Here is a 21,563-nt window from a genome sequence, read left to right on the forward strand (position 1 = left end):
CGCAAAGCCGGGCCGCTCGGCAGGATAGGGATCATGTCGCGCCACCCGGTTGCCCGTTGACCGCCCATCTGCTGATCGGCCCCGTGCTACGCCGCGTGGCGGGCGACCGGGCGACGATCTGGGTGGAGACGACCGCGCCGGCCGTCGTCCGCGTGCGGGTCGCCGGCGGGGGCGCCGGCTCCGCGACCACCTTCACCGCGTACGGGCACCACTACGCGATCGTCGTGGTCGAGGGCCTGGTCCCCGACTCCGCGAGCGAATATGAGGTGTCGCTCGACGACCGAGCCGTGTGGCCGCTGCCCGACTCGCCGTACCCGCCGAGCCTGATCGTGACCCGGCCCGCCGACGACGCGCACCGGACCGTCAGCCTGACCTTCGGCTCCTGCCGCGAGGCGACCGCGCACGCCACCGGCCGCCGGCTGCCGCCCGACGCGCTGGACGCGTACTCCCGGCGGCTGATGACCGACCCGCGCGACCCGGAGCTGCGCCCCGACCTGATCGTGCTCCTCGGCGACCAGGTGTACGCCGACAACACCTCGGCGAAGGTCCGGCGCTTCCTGCGCGGGCGGCGCGCGTCCGGCCACCGCGGCCCGGAGGACCAGGTCGTCTCGTTCGACGAGTACACCCGGCTCTACCTGGAGTCCTGGCGCGACCCCGAGGTGCGCTGGCTGCTGGCCACCGTGCCGAGCGTGATGATCTTCGACGACCACGAGATCATCGACGACTGGAACACCTCGGCGTCCTGGCGCAGGGACATGTCGGCGCAGGACTGGTGGCTCGAGCGGATCTCCAGCGGCCTGGCGTCGTACTGGGTCTACCAGCACCTGGGCAATCTGAGCCCGGACGAGCTCGCCGCGGACCCACTGCTCGCCGAGATCACCTCGGTCGACGACGCGACGGCGGTGCTGCGCGACTTCGGCATCTCCGTCGACTCACCCTCCTCGGCGGAGAACACCGACCGGCCGTACCAGTGGAGCTTCGCGCTCGACATCGGGCGGACCCGGGTGGTCATGCTCGACAACCGGTGCAACCGGGTGCTGACCACGGGCGGGCGCGAGATGCTGCCCGCGGCGGAGTGGGCGTGGTTCGTGGACCAGGCGCACGGCGACTACGACCACCTGGTGGTCGGCTCGTCCCTGCCGTGGCTGCTGCCGCCCGCCATCCACCACCTCGAGGCCTGGAACGAGCGCCTCGCCGACTCGCACGGGCAGCGCCGCGCCGTCTTCGCGGAGAAGGTCCGCCGCACGTTCGACCTGGAGCACTGGGCGGCCTTCACCCGCTCCTTCGACGCGCTGACCGAGCTGTTCCGGCGCATCGGCGAGGGCGGGACCGGCGCGCCGGGGCACCGGGTCGGCGCGGGCGGCGCCTATTCCGCGCCGGCCTCGATCAGCGTGCTGTCCGGGGACGTGCACCACTCGTACGTGGCCCGGGCGGACCTGGGGCCGGCCACGGCGACCCCGGTGCATCAGCTGACCTGCTCGCCGATCCACAACCAGGTGCCGGCGTTCATGCGCCCGGCGATGCGTTTCAGCTGGTCACGGGCGGCGGCCCGGGCCGTGCGCGGACTGGCCCGGTCCGCCGGGGTGGCCCGGCCGACGGTGCGGTGGAAGCGGCTGGCCGGCCCGTACTTCGGCAACGCGGTGAGCACGCTGCGGCACGCGGGGAAGCAGGCGGACGTCCGCATCGAGGAGACGGACCGGGACGGCGAGCTGACCACCCGCGCCGACGTCCCGCTCCAGGACGCCTGACCAGCAGATCAATTGATCAATTTGGTTACTTCGATGCTCTGTTGTGCTGTACGTACAGCCCGATGCCACAACCTTTCCCGGGACGGTGGTGACCTTGGGTCTGCCATCAGTATGATTCGAGTATGACAAGGCGGATTACCGTGAGTCTTCCCGACGACGTAGCCCAGTACCTCGACAAGTACCCGAACAGTTCAGCGGTGGTGACGGAGGCCGTTCGGGCCCGCATGCAGCGCGGCGCCGCCACGGCAGCGGCGCTGCGCGCGGCCGGCTTCCACCTCACCGACGAGGGGATCGACGCCGCACTCGGCACCCTCCCCAAGTTCACCGACGAGCAGCGAGCCGAATTCCGGCAGTGGCACGAGGACAAGGCCGCCGAGCGGCTGGGGGACGCGCGATGACCTCTCCCCTGACCGACGAGCCGCGCACCATCCAGGCAGTGTTGGACCGTTCGGCGCTGCAGTCTTACGCCAAGGGACATCTCCACGTCGGCGAGCTACTCATCGACGTGGCGGCTGACGAAGCGTTCATCGGGGTCCCCGCCGTGGCCTTACTGGAGGCCTACGGGACGGTCATCGGCAACAAGCACGCCACCGCGCTGCTGAAGCTCATCCTGACACTGCCTGGCATCGCGGTCATCGACCTCGATGCCGAAGCAGCCGAGATCGTCGCCGATGAGGTTCAACCGGCTGGAGGCGACCTCGCCCGGTCCCATGCAGTCTCGGCCGCGAAGGAGCATGAGGCCTGGTATCTCACCACCGAGCCAACCGAGGTGGCGGAACTGCTGCCTCCGGGTCAGGTGCACGTGATCCCTCGCGAGGACGCGTGACCGGCTGAAAGTGTCGTAGGGGCGGTCCAGGATTGCTCCATGACTGCCTGGACCGCCGCCACAGCGCGGCTGAGTGAGCGACCTCCGATCGGGTGCCGGTGGGCCCGCCTGCACCCGATCGACCGCCATGACGAATTCACCGACGGTCACGGCGGCGCCTGATGGCGGAGGACGTCTGGCGCCTGCACGCCGTCGCGGACGACGCCCTGCTCGGCGAGCTCAAGGTCTACGACCACGACTGGCCCTGGCTCAACGCCAGGCTGGCCGCCACGCCTGCCTTCGCGGCGCTGAGACCGCTGTTCGACGAGGAGGCGCGGCTGGCGGCATCCGACGACTTCGGGGACGTCTGGGAGACGGCATACGCCCGAGTGCGGGCCGCCACGTACCTCGTCGCCCCCGACGGCGCCCGGATGCCTGAGTTCCTGTTGCACATCGACGGCGACGAGGCCTGGTGGCGATACAGCGACGAGCCGTTCGACGACGAGTGAGGGTCACGCCCGGGGTAGCTTGGCGGCGCCCTGGTCCTGGAGGGTGAAGGTGGTCGCCAGGCTGGAGTCGTCGATCTCCTCCGCCACCAGCCCGGTCGCGCCCAGCGGGTGCCACTGCAGGAAGGCGGCCCGGTTGCGCACGGCGTAGGTGGTGCGGCCCTCGTCGTCCTGGCCCGCCGCCTCGAAGGTGAAGAGCTGCGTCGGCTCTCCCGCGTCGCACGCGGCGGTGACCACGGTGAGCGGGCCGGCGCCGGCGGCGCGCACCTGCAGGCAGAGAGGCTCGCCGCCGCCGCGCAGGGTGCCGGTCTTGATGAGACGTTCCGGGGCGCCGGCGCCCTTGGGCACCGGCACGAAGAGCGCCCGGTCGGTGTAGTCGTCCGTCACCTGCAGCCGGCCGCCGCCGGTGACGGCGAGCACCGAGTCCGGCAGCTCCGTCTCGTTGAGCCGGGGCAGGAAGAAGACCTGCCGCTTGCCGTCCAGGTAGCCGGCGGGCGCCGGCGCCTCCCCGAGACCGGAGGTGGCGCTGGCCGTCGGCCCGGGTGAACCGGCGGCCGAGGCCGCGTCCGACGGCGCCGTGGCGGCCGAGGACGGGAGGGTGCGCGAGCCTGAGGAGGGAGGGGCCGCCGAGGAGCCGTCGTCCGCGGAGCAGCCCTGCAGCGCGAGGGCCAGAACGGCCGCCCCGAGCAGAGTCTTACGCATCGACATCCTCTCAGCCGCGGCCAGCCTACGTCGTCGATCGACGGGCAGCCGCAACGACCAGGCTGCGACGCCGCTCAGGCCGGAACCGCTCAGGCCGCGATCGCGAGCGCCTTGCGGAGGTAGGCCAGGTCGTGCGCGCCGGACCAGCGGTAGGCGGGCATCTTGCGCGCGCGGGCGCCACGGACCGCGCGGTCGTCGTCGTCGACGAAGAGCACCCACGGCGGCTCCACGCCGAGCGCCGCACAGGCCTGGTCGAAGTACTCAGGCGCCGGCTTGTGGACCTTCAGCTCCCAGGAGCTGACGATCGCGTCGAACTCGTCGGTCAAGGCGAGCCGGTCGAGATCGGCGCGGAGCAGGTCGGTGGCGTTGGTGGCCAGGCCGACCGGGAGCCCGGCGGCCCGCACCTCCTGGACGAACGCGAGCGCCTCGGGGTCGACGGTGCCGCGGTGCCGCTGCCACTCGGTCACCGCCGCCTGCGCGTCCGCCTCCGGCAGTGGCAGCCGGGACGCGACCAGGTGCATCCACTCGGCGTCGGTGATCTCGCCGGACACGGCGGCCCGCAGCAGTTCCCAGGCCATGGCCGTGTTCATCAGCGTGCCGGGCGGAAGGCCGTGCGTCCGCTCGACCGTCGCGGGTACCTCGGGGTCCCACCGGCGCAGCACGCCGTCCAGGTCGATGAGCAGCGCCCGGGCGGGCTGGCGTTGCAGCGGGCCGCGGGTCTTCGGGTGGTTCTCCGCCGCGGGCAAGCTCAGTCCTCCGGTTCGCGGTTCAGCCGCTGGCTGATCACCTGGGTGACGCCGGCGCGCATCGTGACGCCGTAGAGGGCGTCGGCGACCTCCATCGTGCGCTTCTGGTGCGTGATGATGAGCAGCTGGCTCTTCTCCCGCAGCTGCTGGAACAGGGTAATCAACCGGCCCAGGTTGACGTCGTCGAGGGCGGCCTCGACCTCGTCCATGATGTAGAAGGGGCTGGGGCGGGCCCGGAAGATCGCGCAGAGCATCGCCACCGCGGTCAGCGAACGCTCGCCGCCGGAGAGCAGCGACAGCCGCTTGATCTTCTTGCCCGGCGGCCGGGCCTCGACCTCGACGCCGGTGGTCAGCATGTCCTCGGGGTCGGTGAGCACCAGCCGGCCCTCGCCGCCCGGGAAGAGCACCTGGAAGACGGTCTGGAACTCGCGCGCGGTGTCCTCGAACGCCGACGTGAAGACCTCGAGGATCCGGTCGTCGACGTCCTTGACGACGGTGAGCAGGTCCTTGCGGGTGGCCTTGAGGTCCTCGAGCTGGTCGGAGAGGAACTTGAAGCGCTCCTCCAGGGCGGCGAACTCCTCGAGCGCGAGCGGGTTGACCTTGCCGAGCAGGGCCAGGTCGCGCTCGGCCTTGTTGGCCCGCTTCTCCTGGGTCGGCCGGTGGAACGGCACCGGCTCGGGCGCGTCCTTGCCGTCCTTCTCCGCCAGCGCGACCTCGGCCTGGGTCGGCGGGACCAGCTGGTCCGGGCCGTACTCGGCGACGAGGGTGTCGACGTCGAGCGAGAAGTCCTCGGCCGCCTTCGCCTCGAGCTGCTCGATGCGCATCCGCTGCTCGGCCCGGGCCACCTCGTCGCGGTGCACCTCGCTGGTGAGCCGCTCGAGCTCGGCCGCCAGGCGCTTCGCGCTTGCGCGTACCTCCTGCAGCTGCGCCTCGCGGGCGGTCCGCGCCCGGGCCAGCTCGTCGCGGGTCTCGAGCGCCGCCGCCAGCGAGACCACGACCCGGGACATCGCGGCCGCCGCGCCCAGCGCGACCGCCTTCGCGATCTCGGCGCCGCGGGCGCGGGCCGCGCGGCGGGCCGCGGCGCGCTCGCGGGCCTGGCGTTCCGCGTTGGCCTGGCGCATCAGCGAGTCCGCGCGGCCGGCGATCGAGGAGACCCGCTCCTCGGCCGTGCGCACCGCGAGCCGGACCTCCATCTCGTTCTGCCGTGCCTGCGGCACCAGCGCCGACAGGGTGTCGCGCTCCTCGGTGGAGGGTTCCTCGTCGATCGGCGTGGACTCGGCGAGGCGCAGCCGCTCCTCCAGCTCGGCGAGCCCGGCAAGGTCGCGGTCCCGGTTGCCCTCGGCCTTCTGCCGCGACGCGCCGAGGCGCTCCGACTCGGCCTTGGCCGAGCGGGCGGCCGCGCCGAGCTCGGCGAGCCGGCGGGCGGCGGCGTTGCGCTCGCCCTCGGCGGCCCGCTTGGCGGCGGCGGCGACGTTGACGGTCTCCTTGTGCTCGGCCACCTCGGCGCGGGCGTCGGCGAGCTGTGACTTCAGCTCCCCGATGGACTGCTCGGCGGTCTCCCGGTTGGCCCGGGCCTCGTCGACGGCGGCCTGCACCTCGATGTAGCTGGTGGCCTTGCCGGAGCCGCCGGCCGCGGCGTGCGCGCCGAGCACGTCGCCGTCGGGGGTGACCGCGCGCAGCTCGGCGTTCTGCGCCACCAGGCGGGTGGCGGCGGCGAGGTCGGTCACCAGGACGACGTCGCGCAGGGCGCGGTTGAGCGCGGGGCGGATCGTGTCGGGACAGCCGATGACGTCGGGCGCCCAGATCGCGTCGGCGGGCAGCTCGGGCCGCAGGGAGTCGAGCGAGCCCCGCATGCCCGGCGCGGCGGGGCCGCCGACGATGAGCGCGGCGCGGCCGGCATCAGCGATCTTGAGCGTACGCATGGCCTCGACGGCCTCGTCGATCCCGGAGAGCGCGACCGCGTCGGCGAGCGCGCCCAGGGCGGCCGCGAGGGCCGCCTCGTGCCCGGGCCGGACGGTGAGCATCGAGGCGAGGCTGCCGAGCAGGCCGGGCACCTGGCCGGCCTTGCCGAGCAGCGCGCCGGCGCCGTCCTTGCGCTTGAGGCCGAGGGCGAGCGCCTCCTCGCGGGCCTTCCAGCTCGCGGCGTCCTTCTCGGCGGTGCGCTCGGCGTCGGACAGCTCCTTGACGACGGCGGCGGCCCGGTCGTGCGCGGCGACGGCCTCGGCGTGGCGCTCGTCCAACTCGGCGTTGTCGCGGTCGGCCTCGGTGGACTCCGCGGCGACCGCGTCGACCTCGGCCTGCGCGGCCGCGGCCCGCATGAGCGCGTCGTTGTGCGCGACGGCGAGCCGCTCGATCTCCTCGGCGGCACTCCCGGTACGCGCGCGAGCCGCGTTCACGTTGCCGGTGAGCTTGGCCAGGCCCTCGCGGCGGTCCGCGATCGCCTTGGCGGCCGCGCGCAGGGCGCCCTCGGCCTGCAACAGCTGGCGCTCCAGCTCCTGGCGGTGCTCGACGGCCTCGGCCAGGCGCATCTGGTCCTCGGTGAGGGCCTCGCGCAGCTCCTCCTCCTGCTCGCGGACCCGCTCGGCCTCGGCGACCAGCTGGTCCGGGTCCCGGCCCGGCCGCTCGTCGTCCGGCGCCGCGGCGAGGTGGCGCAGCCGCTCGCTGGCCAGCTGCTCGGTGGACCGGAAGCGTTCCTGCAGCGCGGAGAGCTTGTACCAGGTGTCCTGGGCGGCCGCGAGCAGCGGCGCGTCCTCCGCGTGCGCGGCCTCGAGGTCGGCGAGCCAGCGCTGTACCTCGTGGTTCTCCTCCTCGACCTGCCGGCGGCGGTCGCGCATCGCCGACTCGTCGGCGATCTCCTTGTCCAGGGTGGTCCGCAATGTGTGCAGGTCGTCGGCGAGCAGCCGCAGCCGGGCGTCGCGCAGGTCGGACTGGATGCCGGCCGCGCGGCGGGCGACCTCGGCCTGCTTGCCCAGCGGCTTGAGCTGGCGGCGCAGCTCGGCGGTGAGGTCGTTGAGCCGGTTCAGGTTGGTCTGCATCGCGTCGAGCTTGCGGATCGCCTTCTCTTTGCGCTTGCGATGCTTGAGGACGCCGGCGGCCTCCTCGATGAAGGCGCGGCGGTCCTCGGGCTTGGCGTGCAGCATCGCGTCGAGCCGGCCCTGGCCGACGATGATGTGCATCTCGCGGCCGATGCCGGAGTCGCTGAGCAGCTCCTGGATGTCGAGCAGGCGGCACGAGCTGCCGTTGATCTCGTATTCGCTCTCGCCGGAGCGGAACATCCGGCGGGTGATCGACACCTCGGTGTAGTCGATGGGCAGGGCGCCGTCGCCGTTGTCGATCGTGAGGGTCACCTCGGCGCGGCCCAGCGGCGCTCGGCCGGCGGTGCCGGCGAAGATGACGTCCTCCATCTTGCCGCCGCGCAGCGCCTTGGCGCCCTGCTCGCCGAGCACCCACGCGATGGCGTCGACGACGTTGGACTTGCCGGAGCCGTTCGGACCCACCACACAGGTGATGCCCGGCTCCAGCCGCAGCGTCGTTGCGGAGGCGAAGGACTTGAAGCCCTTGACCGTCAGGCTCTTGAGGTGCACGGATCTCCGGGGGTCGGCGGATGTCTGCTCGTCAGGAGGTTACCCGCAGGTGCGCGCCTTGTCCGCGCACGCCGCGCGTCCCGGAACGTGCCCTTCTCTTACGAGTCAGCGCCGTTTGTCCGATTACCCGAGGAGTGATTGACGTGTCGAATGAGTCCGCGGGCAAAAAGATGCGCGCCGCCACTGAGGGTGGAGGCGCGCTTCGCGGGGTGCGTCACGTGATGCGAGGGGATCTTGGGCACCGGTTCGCGGCGCCCGGTGAAGCTCAGGTCAGCGCCGGCTCGGTCAGCCGCAGAAGATCGTCTGCCTCTGCGGCGGCGGCCGCGAGACGATCATTCTCCGCCCGGAGGCGGGTGATCTCGAACTCCAGAGCCTGCACCCTGGAACGCAGTCGGGTGACCTCGTCGAGCATGCGCCGGTCGGGCGCCGCACCTACGTGGCCGTAGAGGGCCTTCGCCATTTCGTCTCCTTGTAAAGCGCTGCCGGAAAGGCCGGCCAAACGCGCGCCCAGTGGTACCGCACACGTCATGCTCACGGACACGCGTGAGCACAAACTCCTGCACCCCGGAACGTGCTGTGGATGCAAATTGATCCGCATCCAAGACTCGACTGGACGCAGATGGGCGCGACTGGCGACTTCTCCATGGTGCGCCGATACCCACGCTCCGTCAAGCCATGCGCACCGCGTCAGCCCCGCCCGACAAGTGAATCACGCCACCCCCGCCGCCCTGTCCAGGAACTACTACTTTCCCGGCCCGGCGGCGGCCATGCGGACGACTGCTTTCCGTTACCCGCCGAAGCCCCTAGATCACCCGGAGCGGGGTTCAACTTTCGGGCATTCCAGCCTGAAAATAGCTCAAAAACAGACAAACAGTGCGAACTACTGTCGCCTGCGCGACAGCATCCCGTTACTTTTGCCCGCTGTGTCGTTGCAGCCATCGTGATATCGCCCCCGTCGCGTCTGTGGAGCTGACCGCATGCGCATCTGTCTGCTAACTGGGGGCGGCTACCCGTTCCGCCGGGACGCCCTCGGCGGCTGGTGCCGCACGCTCGTCGACGGCCTGGGCCGCTTCACCTTCGAGCTGCTGACGGTCACCGACCGTGAGCCACCGGGCGGGCCGGCGTTCCCGCTGCCCCGGCACGTCGCGTCGGCCAAGGCCTACGCGCTGACCCGAGAGTCCCGGCGCCGCGACGGCGGCGACGACCACGCCACCGCCGCGGCGAACCTGCTCTGCCGGGGCCTGCTCGCCGAGCCGGAGCCGGAGCTCGCCGACGCGCTGTTCGCCAAGGGCCTGCTCGGGCTCTCCGTACTGACCGAGGCCACCGACCAGCCACTGAACGGCGTGCCGCTGACCGACGTGCTGCTGGACTCGTGGCGGGCCGGGCGGCTGTCGGCGAGCGAGGAGCGGCTGCCCCGGCTCAGCCTGCGGGACGCCCGGACCGCCGCGACCCTGCTGCGCAACGCGGCCCGGGCGCTGTCGGTGCCGGTGCCCGCGGTCGACCTGGTGCACTGCGTCGGCGGGACCACGCCGCTGCTCGCCGCCCTGGCCGGGCGCTGGCGCACCGGCACCCCGCTGCTGCTGACCGAGGCGCGGGCACCCGTCGCCCGGCCCCGGGCCGGCGAGGAGCGGCTCTCCCCCGCCGTGCGCACGGTGCTGCGCCGGTTCCGCCGGGCGGTCGCCCGCACCGGGTACGCCGAGGCCGGGCTGATCGCGCCGCTGAGCGCGTACCACCACTCGTGGGCGCTCGGGCACGGCGCCGAGCCCGGGCGGCTGGTGCCGGTGCCCGCGGGCGTCGACCCGGCCGACTTCCCGTGCGCGCCGGAGTCGCGCACCCAGCCGGCCATCGTGTGGGCCGGCAACGGTGGGCCGGACAGCGGCCTGCGCCCGCTGCTCGACGCGTTCACCGCGGTCGCCGCCGCCGTGCCCGGCACCGTCCTGCACCTGGTGGGCGTCGCGCCCGCACACGAGGACCATTGCGCCGAGCAGGTCGAGCGGACCGGGCTGGGCCGGGCGATCCGGCTGCACCCGCTGCCCGCCGACCCGAGCGACCGGTACGCGGCCGGCCACCTCGTGGTGCACGTCCCGGGACCGGCCGACCCGCCGTACCGGCTCATCGAGGCGATGATGTCCGGCCGCGCCGTGGTCGGCGTCGACGTCGGCCCGGTCGCGGAGACCCTCGGCGACGCGGGCGTCCTCGTGCCGGCCGACGACCCGGCCGCGCTCGCCGCCGCGTGCGTGAGCCTGCTGAACGCGCCGGCCCGCCGCCGCGCCCTCGGCGATGCCGCCCGGCGCCGGGCGCTCGCGTACTTCACCGCCGACCGGGTCGTCCGGGTGTACGGCGCGCTGTACACCGATCTCGCCGGGCCGCCGCTCGCCACCGCGTACGAGCTGGCCCTGGCCGTGACCGCGCCGCGCGCGGCGCAGCCGGCCAGCCTGCGCTGGCTCGCCGAGGCCCGGGAGGACCGATGACCGCCCTGGCCCGGCGCCGCACCCGGCGGGCGCCCTCGCTGACCGCGACGCTGCTGCTGCGCTGCGCGCTCTACCTGGGACCGCTGAGTGTCGCGATCGCCGCGTTCCGGCCGCTCGCCGGCGCCGCCTGGCAGGTGCCGACCGGCACGCTGCTGCTCGGCTGGGGCGTCGCGCAGGCCCTCGCGGGTGCCGGCGCCGCCGTCACCCGGCGGCGCGGACCGGGCGCGGCGGCCCGGCTCGTCGGCTGCGGCAACGCCTGCGCGGCCGCCGCGTGGTGCGCGTTCGTCCTGCTCGCGCCGGCGGCGGTCGGCGGCGGCAGCCCGGCGGGTGCGCTGGCGATCGGCGTGTGCGGCCTGGCCACCCTGGCCACCGTCACCGCCGCGCTGGTCACCCACGCCGAACTCGCGGTGATCCGGTGGAGCCTGCCGTGCTGGCTGCTCGCCGCGGTCTCCGTCGCCGGCGCGATCGGCGACACCCTGGCCGCCCGGGTACCCGTCACGCTGCTGCTGCCCGTCGCGATCGCGCTGGCCGCGCTGAAGGCCTTCCGGCCCGCCTTCGGGCCCGCCGCCTCGTTCCGCCTGCGCGCGGCCGACCTGCACGGCGCCGCCGGGCGGCTGGTGCTCGGCGTCGGCCAGGCCGGCTGCGCCGTGCTGCTCTGGCGGGCCGGGCCGCCCGCCGCGACCTCGCCCGCCGTGCTGCCGCTGCTCGCCGCCGTCCCGGTGCTCGAGGCGCTGATCGGCTGGCACCGGCGGCAGGTCGAGGCCGGGCTGGACGTCGCCGACAGCGACGAGGACTACCGCGAGCACGTCGGCGGCGTGAACCTGGTGACCATCGCCGCGCTGCTGCCCCCGCTCGCCGCCGGCCTCGCGCTGGCGCTCGGCGCGTACCGGCTGCCGGTCGGCCTCGAGGGCGCCCGGGCGGGCGTGCTCGCCTTCGCCGGCGGGATCCTGCTCAGCGGCCTGCTCGCCGTGACCCTGCTGCTCGCGGCCCGGGACGCCACCGTCGTCGCGGCCGCGCTCGCCGTCGCGCCGCCGCTGGCGGCGGTCGCGACCCCGCTGGTACCGGCGCTGCCGCCGGATCCCTTGCCCACCGTCGTCGCCATCCTGGCGGCGACCCACCTCGTCGGCCTGCTGACCGTCGCACGAACCGACGCAGACCCCCGGAGGATGTAGTGAAGACGTTGTTCCCCCCGTACGCGCAGCCGTCGCCCGAGCTGGCCCTGGACGCCGACACCTGGGTGGTGCAGGAGCGGCCGGGCCCGCGCCGCTCCGCACACCAGGTGCTGGGCCGGGTCGACCTGGACTGGGGCGGGCGCTCGCTCGCCGACGTGCTCGCCGATGTGGACGCCTGGCGTGAGGACGGCGCCGAGGGCCTCTTCCTGGACCGGGCGCCCGCCGGGTCGGGCGGGGTCGGCCCGGTCGCGCTGACCGTCCGGCTCGCCGCCCGGCGCGGGCTGCACCGGGTGGTGCTCAACCCGGGCGTGCCGACGCACCCGCTCTACCGCGACCTCGGCGTGCGGATCTGCACGTTCGACGGGCCGTGGTCGGCGTACCAGGGCTGGGACGGCGACGGCGGGCGGACCGGCGACGGCCACCTCGTGCACAGCGTGCCGACGTCGCTGATCACCGCCGCGCGGCGGCTGATGGGCCGCCGGGGCGCCGGCTTCGGGCTCGCCACCGACGCCGGACCGCTGCTCAGCGCAGCGGTTGCCGGGGCCGTGGCTGACAGCGCGGACAGCTGTAGGACGAGCGGTTCATGAACTGCTCGCGGCGCATGATCGTGCCGCAGCGGTGGCACGGCTGCCCCTCCCGCCCGTACGCGTTCAGCGCCCGGTCGAAGTACCCGCTCTCGCCGTTCACGTTCACGTAGAGGGCGTCGAAGCTGGTTCCGCCCGCCACCAGCGCCTCGCCGAGCACGTCCCGCACGTGTGCGAGCAGCCGGCGCGCGGCGGGCCGGGTCAGCGCGTCCGTCGCGCGGGCGCCGTGCAGCTGCGAGCGCCACAGCGCCTCGTCCGCGTAGATGTTGCCGACCCCCGAGATCAGGGTCTGGTCGAGCAGCGCACGTTTGACCTCGGTGTGCCGCCGGCGCAGCGAGGCAACGAAGAGCTCGTCGTCGAAGAGCGGATCCATCGGGTCGCGGGCGATGTGCGCGATCTCGCGCGGCAGCTCGGCGCCGTCCTCGGAGACCGACAGCCCGCCGAACGTCCGCTGGTCGACGAAGCGCAGCTGCGGGCCCGCGTCGGCGAACGTGATCCGGACCCGCAGGTGCGTCTCGTCCGGCGCGGTGTCCGGCTGCATCAGCAGCTGCCCGCTCATGCCGAGATGGGCGATGATCGCGTCGCCGGAGTCGAGCGGCAGCCACAGGTACTTGCCGCGGCGGGCGACGTCGAGGACCGTCCGGCCCTTCAGGACGGCGGCGAAGTGCACGTCGCCGGGCAGGTGGCGGCGGATCGCCCGGGGATGGCGCACCTCGACGGTGTCGATGCGCCGGCCGGTCACCCACTTGGCCAGCCCTTGGCGGACGGTCTCGACCTCGGGAAGCTCGGGCACGACGGTTCCTTAGGGTTCCGGTCAGATCGTGTATGGCCAGACGGCGACCAGGTAGGCGCCGTACCAGAGGCCGAACGCCGCCCAGCCGGCGATGGCCAGGACCGCGACCCGGGGACGGGCGCGGGCCGCGGCGACGACGGCCGGCAGCAGCGTCAACAGTACGGGCAGCAGCAGCCGCGGCTTGGAGTGGTAGTAGCCGGCCTGCCCGTACACCAGCACCATGGCGACGACGCCGTACACCGCGAGCGGCAGCCACGGCCGACCGGCCAGCGACACTCCGGCCGCCGCCAGCGCGGCGAGCAGGATCAGCGCGACGCTCACCGGCACCCAACCCTCGCCGGTGGTCAGCGTCCGGGCCAGGAAGTCGATCGTGCTCGCACCGAGGTCGAACGAGGTGCCCCAGCCCGCCGTCTGAATCCGGAACCAGGCCTCGGCGTCGCCGACCCGCCACGCCACCCAGCCCAGGTAGGCGGGCACTCCGGCCAGCGCGACGGCGGCCGCGGCCAGCGGGGGCCACCGCCGCGCCGGGTCGCGGCGGACCGCGATGATCGCGGCGACCGCCAGGCCGACCGCGGCGGCGGCGCCGGTCGGGCGGGTCAGCGCGGCGCAGAGGCCGAGCAGGCCCGCCGCCCACCAGACCTGGCGGTGCGCGGCGACGAACATCCCGGCGACCAGGGCCAGGAAGAGGCTCTCCGAGTACGCCATCGAGAGCACCACTGACATCGGGGCGCTGCAGCAGATCGCGACCAGCGCCCAGCCGGCGCGGCGGCGGTACAGGCTGGTGCCGAGCAGGTGCAGGGCGATCGCGGCGCCGACCGAGGCGAGCCAGCTCACCGCGAGCGCCGCGCTGCCCGGATCGAGGGCGAGCGCGGACAGGCCGCGGATCAGCATCGGGTAGAGCGGGAAGAACGCCAGCTCGTTGCCCTGCAGCGTGCCGTCGGCGGCGTAGGTGTATCCGGACGGGTAGCCCTCGGCGACCCGCAGGAACCATCCGCCGTCCCAGATCAGCAGGTTGCCGCGCAGCCCGGCGGGCTCCGCGGTGGCACGGTCGAGCCCGACCAGCATCAGCAGCTGGACGACCCGGGTCAGCGCGAGGATGCCGACCGCGATGCCGACGCCGCGCCACCGGCCGGCCTTGTCCCACAGCCCCTCGACGACGGCGGGCGCCTCGGCGCTCACCTCTTCAGCCGTCACGCTCACCGGCCGGCGGCCTCGGGCAGCTCGGTGTGCCCGCCGCCGGCGACCTCGGGCAGCTCGGTGTGGCCGCCGCCGGTGGCCTCGGGCAGCTCGGTGTGGCCGCCGCCGGCGACCGCGGGCGGCGGGGTGTCCGCGTCGGCCCGCTCGGTGAGCACCCGCCAGGCCGCGGCCGCGGCCCGCTGCTCGGCCTGCTTCTTGCTGCGCCCGTCCGAGCCGCCGTAGCGCTCGCCGGCCACCACCACCCAGGCGGTGAACGTCTTCGCGTGGTCCGGGCCGGCGTCGTCGATCACGTAGTCGGGCACGCCGAGGCCGAGCGCCGCGGTCAGCTCCTGCAGGCTCGTCTTCCAGTCCAGCGCCGCGCCCCGGCCGGCGGACTCGGCCATCAGCGGGTCGAACAGCCGGTGGATCACCTCGCCGGCCACGTCGAGGCCGTGCTCCAGGTAGATCGCGCCGAGCAGGGCCTCCAGGGTGTCCGCCAGGATGCTGGCCTTGTCCCGGCCGCCGGTCGTCTCCTCGCCCTTGCCGAGCAGCAGGTGCGGGCCGAGACCCGCCGGGCCGAGGGTGCGGGCGACGTCGGCCAGCGCGTGCATGTTGACCACGCTGGCGCGCAGCTTCGCCAGCTGCCCCTCGGGCAGGTCGGGGTGGTTGTGGAAGAGCGCCGAGGTGATCACCACGCCCAGCACCGAGTCGCCGAGGAACTCCAGGCGCTCGTTGGTCGGCAGGCCGCCGTTCTCGTACGCGTACGAGCGGTGGGTGAGTGCGCGCTCGAGCAGGCCGGGCTCGATGGGGATGCCGAACGCCTCCTCCAGCGGCTCGGTGGAGGGCCGGCGGCGCTTGTCACTACTGCTCATGAACCACCTCTGGGGTCGTCGTGCGCTGCTGGCTGTGGCTGGATCAGGTCGGCGATGGCCGGCACCGCGGCGCGGCGGTGCAGGGCGGCGGCGAGGGCGATGCCGGCGGCGATGTCGTCCCCGCTCGCGGCGCCGTGGCAGACCACGACGGTGCCGCCGACGCCGAGCAGGATGGCGGCCCGGGGCGGCACCTCACCCGGGTTCGGGGGCCGGACCAGCGCGTACGCGGTCTCGAGGCCCTTGAGCAGGACGTTGCCGGTGAAGCCGTCGGTCACCACGACGTCGGCGTTCGCGCCGATCACCACGTCGTTGCCCTCGACGAGGCCGGAGTAGCGGGCGCCGGCGGGCAGGTCGAGCGCGGCCAGCACCCCGGGCGCCGAGCGGCGCAGCCGATCGCCCTTGCCGCGCTCGGTGCCGATGGTGAGCAGGCCGACCCGCGGCGCCGCGAGGTCGTGCGCGACGGCGGCGTACGCGGCGCCGAGCCGCGCGTGCATGGCGAGGGTGTTCCCGTCGGGGTCGACGGAGGCGCCGACGTCGAGCAGGACGAGCCGGCCGGCGGCGGTGGGCAGCACGGCGGCGAGCGCGGGGCGGCGCACGCCGGACCAGCGGCCGAGCGCCAGCGCGGCGGAGCTGACGGTGGCGCCGGTGTTGCCGGCGGAGACGACCGCGTCGGCGCGGCCCTGCGCGACGGCGAGCACGGCCGTCCGCACGCCGGACTCGACCCGGTTGACGTCCGGTTCCGGGTTATCCGGACGGCGCGGCCCGGCGGGCCAGGTGAGGACGCGCACCCGGGACCTTTCGGCCGGGTCGAGGGCGCCGAGAATCGCGTCGGAAGCCTCGAGCGGGCCGACGAGAAGCAGCTGGAGGGCCGGATCGGCCTGGCAGGCACGCAGAGCGCCGTCAACCACGACGGCGGGAGCATGGTCCCCGCCGAGGAGGTCGACGGCGATCCGCGCGGTGCCCGACTCCGGTGCAGCGTCGGCCGATATGTGTCGGCCGGACTGCTCCGGAGCCTGGGCACCGGACGTTCGCCGTCGCTCAGGTGCGAACCGCCCGAGAATCGGGCGTATCACCGAGTGGTGCTCAGACCTCGAGGACCTGACGGCCGTTGTAGGTGCCGCAGACCGAGCAGGCGGTGTGCGGCAGCTTCGGCGACTTGCACTGGGGGCAGGCCACGGTCGAGACCGCGGTCGCCTTCCAGTTCGCCCGGCGGGACCGGGTGTTGCTGCGCGACATCTTGCGCTTGGGGACGGCCACGGTACCTACTCCTCAGTTTTCGACAGATTGCGCAAAGCGGCCCAGCGGGGATCGACTTCCTCGTGGCTGTGATCGGCCGGGAGGTCGTCGAGATGCACCCCGCACTCGGGGCACAACCCTGGGCAGTCCGGCCGGCAGACCGGATTGGGCGGCAGCGTCAACACCACCGCGTCACGTACCGCCGGCTCCAGGTCGAGCAGGTCGCCCTGCATCCGGCCCACCTCGTCCTCGTCCGTCGTCTCCTCCGTGGTGCTGTCCACGTACGCGAACAGCTCCGCGATCTCGACGTCGAACTTGGTGGAGATCTCGTTGAGGCAGCGACCGCACTCGCCGGAGAGCGAGCCGCGGGCCCTGCCGCTGACGTAGACGCCCTCGGAGACCGACGTAAGGCTCAGATCGAGCTCGACGTCGGAGCCCGCGGGCACCGAGATCAACTCCAGGCCGAGGTCCGTCGGTGCCGGCACCACCCTGTTCAGGGCACGCGTCGCCCCGGGCTGGCGCGGGAGTTTCGTCGTATCGACGACCAGCGGCTGCCTGGGATCGAGGTGGTTCTGCGTGTGCTTGGGCATCATGAACTCTCAGCCTGTAGGTAGGCCGACAGGAAAGGTTACCTGAGCAGCGTGCTCAGCGTCGAATCGGGTGGAGCCTCAGAACGGCAGCGGACGCTCGTGATCTTCGCCCTGGAACGTTCCGATCTCGCGCAGCGCGTGCATCTTGTCGCGCCCCCGCTCTATCGACCCGAGTGCCCTGGTCAGGAACTGTTCGAAGTTGGCGAGCGCGGTGTCGACGTAGTCGTCGACCTCCTCGCGCAGCCGCTGCGCCTCGGCCCGCGCCTCGGCGATGATCCGGGCGCCCTCGTGCTCGGCGGAGACGGTGATCTCATTGACGGAGACCAGCCGGGCGTGCTCGGTCTCACCCTCGCCGATGATCCGGTCCGCCTCGCGCTTGCCCGCGTCGATGATCTTGTCGCGCTCCTCGAGCAGGGCGCCGGCCCGGCGCAGGTCGCCCGGCAGCTCGGCGCGCAGCTCGTCCAGGATCGCGACCATCTCACCGCGGTCGAACATGAAGTTGGTCCGGGACATCGGCACCGAGCGTGCCGTCTCCACCATGGAGATGATCTCGTCGATGCGGTCGAGCGGATCCACGGCCCTCACTCCTGTCAATTCGCACTCACGCTGAGTGGTGCGATCACGTTACTGCCGCACCCGACGAAGAAGCCGCAAAGGGCACGCCGTCAGTTTTGCTTCAGTCGGGTCACCAGGCGCTCGCCGACGAAGTCGGGTACGTAGGGCGACGCGTCCCCGCCCCACTTGACCACGTCCTTGACCAGACTGGAAGACAGGAACGAGTACAGCGGGTTGGTCGGCATGAACAACGTCTCCACGCCGGAGAGCCCGATGTTCATCTGAGCCATCTGCAACTCGTAGTCGAAGTCGCTGACGGCGCGCAGGCCCTTGATGACCACGGCGGCGCCCTGCGCCCGGCAGAAGTCGACGAGCAGGCCGTGGAACGACTCGACCCGGATGTTGCCGTACGAGGCCGTGGCCTGGCCCAGCATCTCGATCCGCTCCTCGATCGCGAAGAGGCCGGACTTCGAATGGTTGATCAGTACGCCGACGATGACCTCATCGAAGAGCCGGCTCGCCCGGCCGATGATGTCCAGGTGACCGTTGGTGACCGGGTCGAAGGACCCGGGACAGACCGCGCGTCTCATGATCGGCGACCGTACCAAAGTGTGGTCTCGCCGTAGCGCCGACTGCGTTCCTCGGTGATGCCGTCCACCCACTTCAGCGGCTCTCCGCGCACGGCGGTCCGGGTCGAGCGCTCGAACGTCACCACGGCGTCCTCGGCGAGCCAGCCGCCCGCGACCAGCGCCCACTGCACCTCGGCCACCTCGTCGTCGTCGACCGCGTACGGCGGGTCGGCGAAGACGATGTCGAACGGCCCGCCGTCGGGCGGCCCGGCGAGCACCTGGGCGACCTTGCCGGTGATCAGCCGGGCGGAGTCGCCGACCCGCAGCGTGACTATGTTGTCCCGGATCGCCCGGGATGCCCGGGCATCGGCCTCCACTAGCAGGGCATGGGAAGCGCCCCGCGACAGGGCCTCGAGCCCGACCGCCCCCGAACCGGCATAAAGATCGGCGAAGCGGGCGCCGTCCAGATCGGTCATGGCGGTGAGGGCGCTGAAGTAGGCCTCGCGCACCCGGTCGGAGGTCGGCCGGGTCTGCGCTCCGGGCGGAGCGGCCAGTCGTCGACCGCCGTGCGCTCCGGCGATGATCCTGGTCATGCGGCCTCTGTGGGGTCTTCAGGTAGCACAGTGTGACGCTACGCCACAGGTACCGACCGACCACTGCGGAGTGAACTTTTCCCCTCCGCGGGGATCGACTCGATCACACATCGCATCGATGCCGGTGCAGCGGGTGCAGTGAAAATCTCGAATATGCATCAACCCGATTAGCGCGCCCTGCGGCATTACTTAAATTCACCGACTTGGCTATGGTCGGTCGGCCGCCGACGAAACGCTGTCGGCTCGACGATGCGGGGAGGCGTCGTCGCTGGCTTCGCCGCCCTCGTGGTGCGGCGATTGCCGCCTGCCTTCCCGCGCCGTTACCCCTCGATCCAAACAGGAGTAGGCGTGAACCTGAAGTTCCCTCTGCGCCGCACGGCGGCCGTCGCCGCAGGCGCGCTCATCGGTCTGACGGGCGTCGTGGCCCTCGCCGGTCCCGCCAGCGCCCACCACCCGGTCATCGTCGGCGGCACGTCGTGCGTGAACGAAGACGGCACCTGGCAGGTGGAGTGGAAGATCGTGAACAGCGAGAACGACCTCGCCGGCACGATCACGAACGTCGAGCTCACCCCCGCCACCACCAAGATCTACGGCATCGGCCCCGAGACCCCGCTGCCGATCCTCGGGCAGGGCTCCATCACCGCCGTGCAGTCGTCGCTGCAGGCCACCGACACCGCGGCGAACATCAAGGTCACCGCCGAGTGGCTGCGCAACGGCGAGACCGTGACGTCCTCTCGCACCTCCGAGGTTCCGGTCACCAAGTCGGACGAGGTGTGCAAGGAGACGACGAACCCGACGCCGTCCCCGACCGTGACCCCGTCGACGACACCGTCGGCGACCCCCTCGGCGACCCCGTCGACGACTCCGTCGGCAACCCCGTCGGCGACGGTCAGCGAGGAGCCGTCGACGCCGCCCAAGCCCACCAAGGAGCCGGAGTTCGTCTACGACGAGACCTGCGACACGGTCACCGTCGGCATCACCGTCCCGAAGGACTGGCACGAGGACATCACGGTCGACTTCGTCACCAGCGAGGGTGACTCGAAGACGGTCGTCGGCAAGCGCGGCGAGACCACCACGGTGGAGTTCCCGGCCGTCGACGGCATGACGATCACCGCCACGCCCAAGGGCTACGAGGGCGAGGACGCCACCATCACCTACGAGCAGCCCGAGGACTGTGGCGGCAGCGGCGGCGGCGAGGAGCCGTCCCTGCCCCTGACCGGTGCCGCCGCGGGCAGCATCGCGGGCGGCGCGGCCGTCCTGCTCGCCGTCGGCGCCGGCCTGTTCTTCATGGCCCGTCGCCGCAAGGTGAAGTTCACCGCCTGATCGAGTAACCAGCTCCACGCAGGGGGCGCGTCGACCGTCACGGTCGGCGCGCCCCTTCGCTGTCCGCTGAAATAGCCGCCCGGTGCAGAAGCACCGGGCGGCATAAGAGTTGGTTGTCCGGGTTACCCCTCGAGTACCTCGAGTGCCGGGATCCCGAGCGCGGCGAGCAGTTCGTCGAGGGTCTCCTCGGCGAACACGTTCGTCGCCTCGAACGCGTCGCGGAGCGCGCCGGGATCGGCGGCGAGCCCGGCCTCGGCCGACCAGGCAAGCGCCTGCCGGGTGATCTCCTCATCCGATTGTTCGAGCGCGGGTGCGCCGTAGCCCTCCGCGGTGTCCCGATGCAGATAGGTGCGCCAGCTGACGCCGGCCGGGGACAGCCCCTCGACCTCCGCGCAGTCGCTGTCCAGCACGAACGCCGACACCGCCGGCGCACCTGTCGCGGCGACCAGGCCCTTGAGCGCGCCGGGCGAGTCGCCGTCGAGCTGGACCGACCACCATCCCGCACCGAACTCCCGCTCGTGCAGCACCTCGGCACCCAGCGCCGGCGCCCCGGCCGGGGACGTCCCGGTGCGCGTCACCACGATTCGACCCGTGTATCCCACCGACTCAGCCCTGCAGCTCGGCGGCGTTACGGCGGGACACGTAGTACGGCGGGTTACTCGCCACGGTCGGCAACGGATCGCCGGGACGCAGAACCGGGGCCAGGACCGGGAAGATCTTCTCGGCGGCCGGCTGTCCGAACTCGCGCCAGTCCTGCGTGGCGAGCAGCCAGTATCCGCCGTTGCGCAGGGGCTCGACCTCGGCGAAGGCCCGGCTGGCCCGCAGCGCCTCGACACCGCCGAGGCGGTCGCCGATCTCCTGCGGGCAGAGGGTCAGCCAGGCATAGCCGCGGAGCATCTTGCGGCTCTCCGTCGAGGTTCGGTTGGGGATGCCACGGAACACGCTCTCGTACGCCGTGCGCCCGCTGCCGCGGTCGTAGGAGATCTCGCCGTGTGCGACGTTCCATTCGTCCGCGAATCCGCGGACGAAATCGAGGGTCGACCGCTGAAACTCTGGTTCGTCGAGCAGCTCCGGGCCGAACTCGACGCTCAGGAAGAGCCAGTCGTCGAAATCGTCGTTGACCTGCGCGGTCACCCGGAAGGTAGGGAAGGCGTTGGGGAAGCCGGCATCGTCCAACGTGACGAGGTTGAGCACGGCCAGGTTGGGGGCCTTGGACATCCCGTCGAGGAAGGCCTTCCAGGAGGCGGGGCCGAACGGCTTCTCCGACATCCGCAGACCCCGGGCACCCTGGACGCCGATGCTGACTTGGCCCCAGACGTCACCCGGCCTACCGAAGGCATCGGTGCGCTTACGCTTGCGCAGAAAGTCGGCCGCGGGCGGCTCGGCTGCGAGCAGATCTGCCCGCAGCCGGCCACCCATGGCCTCGAAGGATCCGGCAAACCAGTCACACAGCATGCGCGCGGCGGTGTCGCCGTCCGCGGGTCTCTCCACCGTTATCTGGAGCTGCATCTGCCACGTCATCGGACTCGCCGGATCCC

Annotated in this window: 23 protein-coding genes; 8 read left to right on the top strand and 15 right to left on the bottom strand. The window is 72.7% G+C overall.

What is annotated here, in order from left to right; genetic code table 11:
* The first annotated feature begins 56 nt into the window (after window positions 1-56).
* The 4 genes from ACIBSW_RS01695 to ACIBSW_RS01710 all read left to right on the top strand — a co-directional run bounded on the left by ACIBSW_RS01695 (window position 57) and on the right by ACIBSW_RS01710 (window position 3,062).
* Window positions 57-1,748 carry an alkaline phosphatase D family protein gene (locus tag ACIBSW_RS01695; RefSeq protein WP_354726426.1) on the top strand — a complete coding sequence of 564 codons (1,692 nt, stop codon included), beginning with the start codon at window positions 57-59 and terminating at the stop codon, window positions 1,746-1,748.
* A 140-nt stretch (window positions 1,749-1,888) separates the two neighbouring features.
* On the top strand, window positions 1,889-2,146 hold the full coding sequence (locus ACIBSW_RS01700; protein WP_354726424.1) for a hypothetical protein: 258 nt from the start codon (window positions 1,889-1,891) through the stop codon (window positions 2,144-2,146).
* Complete coding sequence (locus ACIBSW_RS01705; RefSeq protein WP_354726422.1) at window positions 2,143-2,574, top strand: hypothetical protein; 432 nt, start codon at window positions 2,143-2,145, stop codon at window positions 2,572-2,574. Before ACIBSW_RS01700 ends, ACIBSW_RS01705 begins: the two co-directional genes overlap by 4 nt.
* A gap of 161 nt (window positions 2,575-2,735) precedes the next feature.
* A complete protein-coding gene (locus ACIBSW_RS01710; protein WP_354726420.1) occupies window positions 2,736-3,062 on the top strand; it encodes a hypothetical protein in 327 nt (108 codons plus the stop codon).
* 3 nt (window positions 3,063-3,065) lie between these two features.
* Here ACIBSW_RS01710 and ACIBSW_RS01715 read toward each other — a convergent pair whose 3' ends face one another.
* The 4 genes from ACIBSW_RS01715 to ACIBSW_RS01730 form a co-directional block, all read right to left on the bottom strand.
* On the bottom strand, window positions 3,066-3,761 hold the full coding sequence (locus tag ACIBSW_RS01715) for a hypothetical protein (RefSeq protein ID WP_354726418.1): 696 nt from the start codon (window positions 3,759-3,761) through the stop codon (window positions 3,066-3,068).
* 89 nt (window positions 3,762-3,850) lie between these two features.
* Window positions 3,851-4,468 (bottom strand): HAD-IA family hydrolase, encoded by a 618-nt coding sequence (locus ACIBSW_RS01720; RefSeq protein ID WP_354726443.1) that lies wholly within the window; start codon window positions 4,466-4,468, stop codon window positions 3,851-3,853.
* Between the two features lie 41 nt (window positions 4,469-4,509).
* Entirely contained in the window at window positions 4,510-8,091 is a 3,582-nt protein-coding gene (smc, locus tag ACIBSW_RS01725; protein ID WP_354726416.1) for a chromosome segregation protein SMC, read from the bottom strand.
* 265 nt (window positions 8,092-8,356) lie between these two features.
* Window positions 8,357-8,551 carry a hypothetical protein gene (locus ACIBSW_RS01730; RefSeq protein ID WP_354726414.1) on the bottom strand — a complete coding sequence of 65 codons (195 nt, stop codon included), beginning with the start codon at window positions 8,549-8,551 and terminating at the stop codon, window positions 8,357-8,359.
* A gap of 517 nt (window positions 8,552-9,068) precedes the next feature.
* On the opposite strand from ACIBSW_RS01730, the gene ACIBSW_RS01735 reads away from it, so the two are divergent.
* The 3 genes from ACIBSW_RS01735 to ACIBSW_RS01745 are packed head-to-tail and all read left to right on the top strand — an operon-like array spanning window position 9,069 to window position 12,321.
* Window positions 9,069-10,562, top strand: a complete 1,494-nt coding sequence (locus tag ACIBSW_RS01735; RefSeq protein WP_354726412.1) for a glycosyltransferase — start codon at window positions 9,069-9,071, stop codon at window positions 10,560-10,562.
* Window positions 10,559-11,734, top strand: coding sequence for a hypothetical protein (locus tag ACIBSW_RS01740; RefSeq protein ID WP_354726410.1), 1,176 nt, complete (start codon window positions 10,559-10,561; stop codon window positions 11,732-11,734). Before ACIBSW_RS01735 ends, ACIBSW_RS01740 begins: the two co-directional genes overlap by 4 nt.
* A complete protein-coding gene (locus tag ACIBSW_RS01745) occupies window positions 11,734-12,321 on the top strand; it encodes a spherulation-specific family 4 protein (RefSeq protein WP_354726408.1) in 588 nt (195 codons plus the stop codon). Before ACIBSW_RS01740 ends, ACIBSW_RS01745 begins: the two co-directional genes overlap by 1 nt.
* Here ACIBSW_RS01745 and mutM read toward each other — a convergent pair.
* From mutM to rsmD, 9 genes are all read right to left on the bottom strand, one after another.
* Window positions 12,257-13,111, bottom strand: a complete 855-nt coding sequence (gene mutM, locus ACIBSW_RS01750; RefSeq protein ID WP_354726406.1) for a bifunctional DNA-formamidopyrimidine glycosylase/DNA-(apurinic or apyrimidinic site) lyase — start codon at window positions 13,109-13,111, stop codon at window positions 12,257-12,259. The two genes, ACIBSW_RS01745 and mutM, sit on opposite strands and share 65 nt — an antisense overlap.
* A gap of 21 nt (window positions 13,112-13,132) precedes the next feature.
* Window positions 13,133-14,311 carry a hypothetical protein gene (locus ACIBSW_RS01755; protein ID WP_354726404.1) on the bottom strand — a complete coding sequence of 393 codons (1,179 nt, stop codon included), beginning with the start codon at window positions 14,309-14,311 and terminating at the stop codon, window positions 13,133-13,135.
* A complete protein-coding gene (gene rnc / locus ACIBSW_RS01760; protein WP_354726402.1) occupies window positions 14,308-15,159 on the bottom strand; it encodes a ribonuclease III in 852 nt (283 codons plus the stop codon). The genes ACIBSW_RS01755 and rnc overlap by 4 nt, the downstream gene beginning before the upstream one ends.
* A complete protein-coding gene (locus ACIBSW_RS01765; RefSeq protein ID WP_354726441.1) occupies window positions 15,156-16,148 on the bottom strand; it encodes a phosphate acyltransferase PlsX in 993 nt (330 codons plus the stop codon). Before ACIBSW_RS01765 ends, rnc begins: the two co-directional genes overlap by 4 nt.
* Window positions 16,149-16,242: 94 nt before the next feature.
* Window positions 16,243-16,416 carry a 50S ribosomal protein L32 gene (gene rpmF / locus ACIBSW_RS01770; RefSeq protein ID WP_014694262.1) on the bottom strand — a complete coding sequence of 58 codons (174 nt, stop codon included), beginning with the start codon at window positions 16,414-16,416 and terminating at the stop codon, window positions 16,243-16,245.
* A gap of 5 nt (window positions 16,417-16,421) precedes the next feature.
* The gene (locus ACIBSW_RS01775) at window positions 16,422-16,985 is read right to left on the bottom strand and encodes a DUF177 domain-containing protein (RefSeq protein ID WP_354726439.1); all 564 of its coding nucleotides are present in this window, start codon (window positions 16,983-16,985) and stop codon (window positions 16,422-16,424) included.
* A gap of 78 nt (window positions 16,986-17,063) precedes the next feature.
* Window positions 17,064-17,561: a hypothetical protein gene (locus tag ACIBSW_RS01780; protein WP_184990054.1), complete on the bottom strand. Its 498-nt coding sequence runs from the start codon at window positions 17,559-17,561 to the stop codon at window positions 17,064-17,066.
* An 89-nt stretch (window positions 17,562-17,650) separates the two neighbouring features.
* Entirely contained in the window at window positions 17,651-18,130 is a 480-nt protein-coding gene (gene coaD / locus ACIBSW_RS01785; protein WP_354726399.1) for a pantetheine-phosphate adenylyltransferase, read from the bottom strand.
* On the bottom strand, window positions 18,127-18,702 hold the full coding sequence (rsmD, locus tag ACIBSW_RS01790) for a 16S rRNA (guanine(966)-N(2))-methyltransferase RsmD (protein ID WP_354726397.1): 576 nt from the start codon (window positions 18,700-18,702) through the stop codon (window positions 18,127-18,129). The genes coaD and rsmD overlap by 4 nt, the downstream gene beginning before the upstream one ends.
* A gap of 348 nt (window positions 18,703-19,050) precedes the next feature.
* On the opposite strand from rsmD, the gene ACIBSW_RS01795 reads away from it, so the two are divergent.
* Window positions 19,051-20,025: an LPXTG cell wall anchor domain-containing protein gene (locus ACIBSW_RS01795; protein ID WP_354726395.1), complete on the top strand. Its 975-nt coding sequence runs from the start codon at window positions 19,051-19,053 to the stop codon at window positions 20,023-20,025.
* 122 nt (window positions 20,026-20,147) lie between these two features.
* Here the strand turns inward: ACIBSW_RS01795 and ACIBSW_RS01800 are convergent, their stop codons facing one another.
* Both ACIBSW_RS01800 and ACIBSW_RS01805 read right to left on the bottom strand, forming a co-directional pair.
* The gene (locus ACIBSW_RS01800) at window positions 20,148-20,606 is read right to left on the bottom strand and encodes a hypothetical protein (protein ID WP_354726393.1); all 459 of its coding nucleotides are present in this window, start codon (window positions 20,604-20,606) and stop codon (window positions 20,148-20,150) included.
* 25 nt (window positions 20,607-20,631) lie between these two features.
* Window positions 20,632-21,546, bottom strand: a complete 915-nt coding sequence (locus ACIBSW_RS01805) for a hypothetical protein (protein ID WP_354726391.1) — start codon at window positions 21,544-21,546, stop codon at window positions 20,632-20,634.
* Window positions 21,547-21,563 lie beyond the last annotated feature (17 nt).

Origin of the sequence: Actinoplanes sp. NPDC049668 (assembly GCF_044465445.1) — a bacterium.
GTDB lineage: Bacteria > Actinomycetota > Actinomycetes > Mycobacteriales > Micromonosporaceae > Actinoplanes.

Excerpts from the sequence above, each read along its gene's own strand:
- ACIBSW_RS01705 (WP_354726422.1), top strand. The coding sequence starts at position 2,143 with ATGACCTCTCCCCTGACCGACGAGCCGCGCACCATCCAGGCAGTGTTG.
- ACIBSW_RS01710 (WP_354726420.1), top strand. The coding sequence starts at position 2,736 with ATGGCGGAGGACGTCTGGCGCCTGCACGCCGTCGCGGACGACGCCCTG.
- ACIBSW_RS01715 (WP_354726418.1), bottom strand. The coding sequence starts at position 3,761 with ATGCGTAAGACTCTGCTCGGGGCGGCCGTTCTGGCCCTCGCGCTGCAG.
- ACIBSW_RS01730 (WP_354726414.1), bottom strand. The coding sequence starts at position 8,551 with ATGGCGAAGGCCCTCTACGGCCACGTAGGTGCGGCGCCCGACCGGCGC.
- ACIBSW_RS01735 (WP_354726412.1), top strand. The coding sequence starts at position 9,069 with ATGCGCATCTGTCTGCTAACTGGGGGCGGCTACCCGTTCCGCCGGGAC.
- ACIBSW_RS01740 (WP_354726410.1), top strand. The coding sequence starts at position 10,559 with ATGACCGCCCTGGCCCGGCGCCGCACCCGGCGGGCGCCCTCGCTGACC.
- rnc (WP_354726402.1), bottom strand. The coding sequence starts at position 15,159 with ATGAGCAGTAGTGACAAGCGCCGCCGGCCCTCCACCGAGCCGCTGGAG.
- ACIBSW_RS01775 (WP_354726439.1), bottom strand. The coding sequence starts at position 16,985 with ATGCCCAAGCACACGCAGAACCACCTCGATCCCAGGCAGCCGCTGGTC.
- coaD (WP_354726399.1), bottom strand. The coding sequence starts at position 18,130 with ATGAGACGCGCGGTCTGTCCCGGGTCCTTCGACCCGGTCACCAACGGT.
- rsmD (WP_354726397.1), bottom strand. The coding sequence starts at position 18,702 with ATGACCAGGATCATCGCCGGAGCGCACGGCGGTCGACGACTGGCCGCT.
- ACIBSW_RS01805 (WP_354726391.1), bottom strand. The coding sequence starts at position 21,546 with ATGACGTGGCAGATGCAGCTCCAGATAACGGTGGAGAGACCCGCGGAC.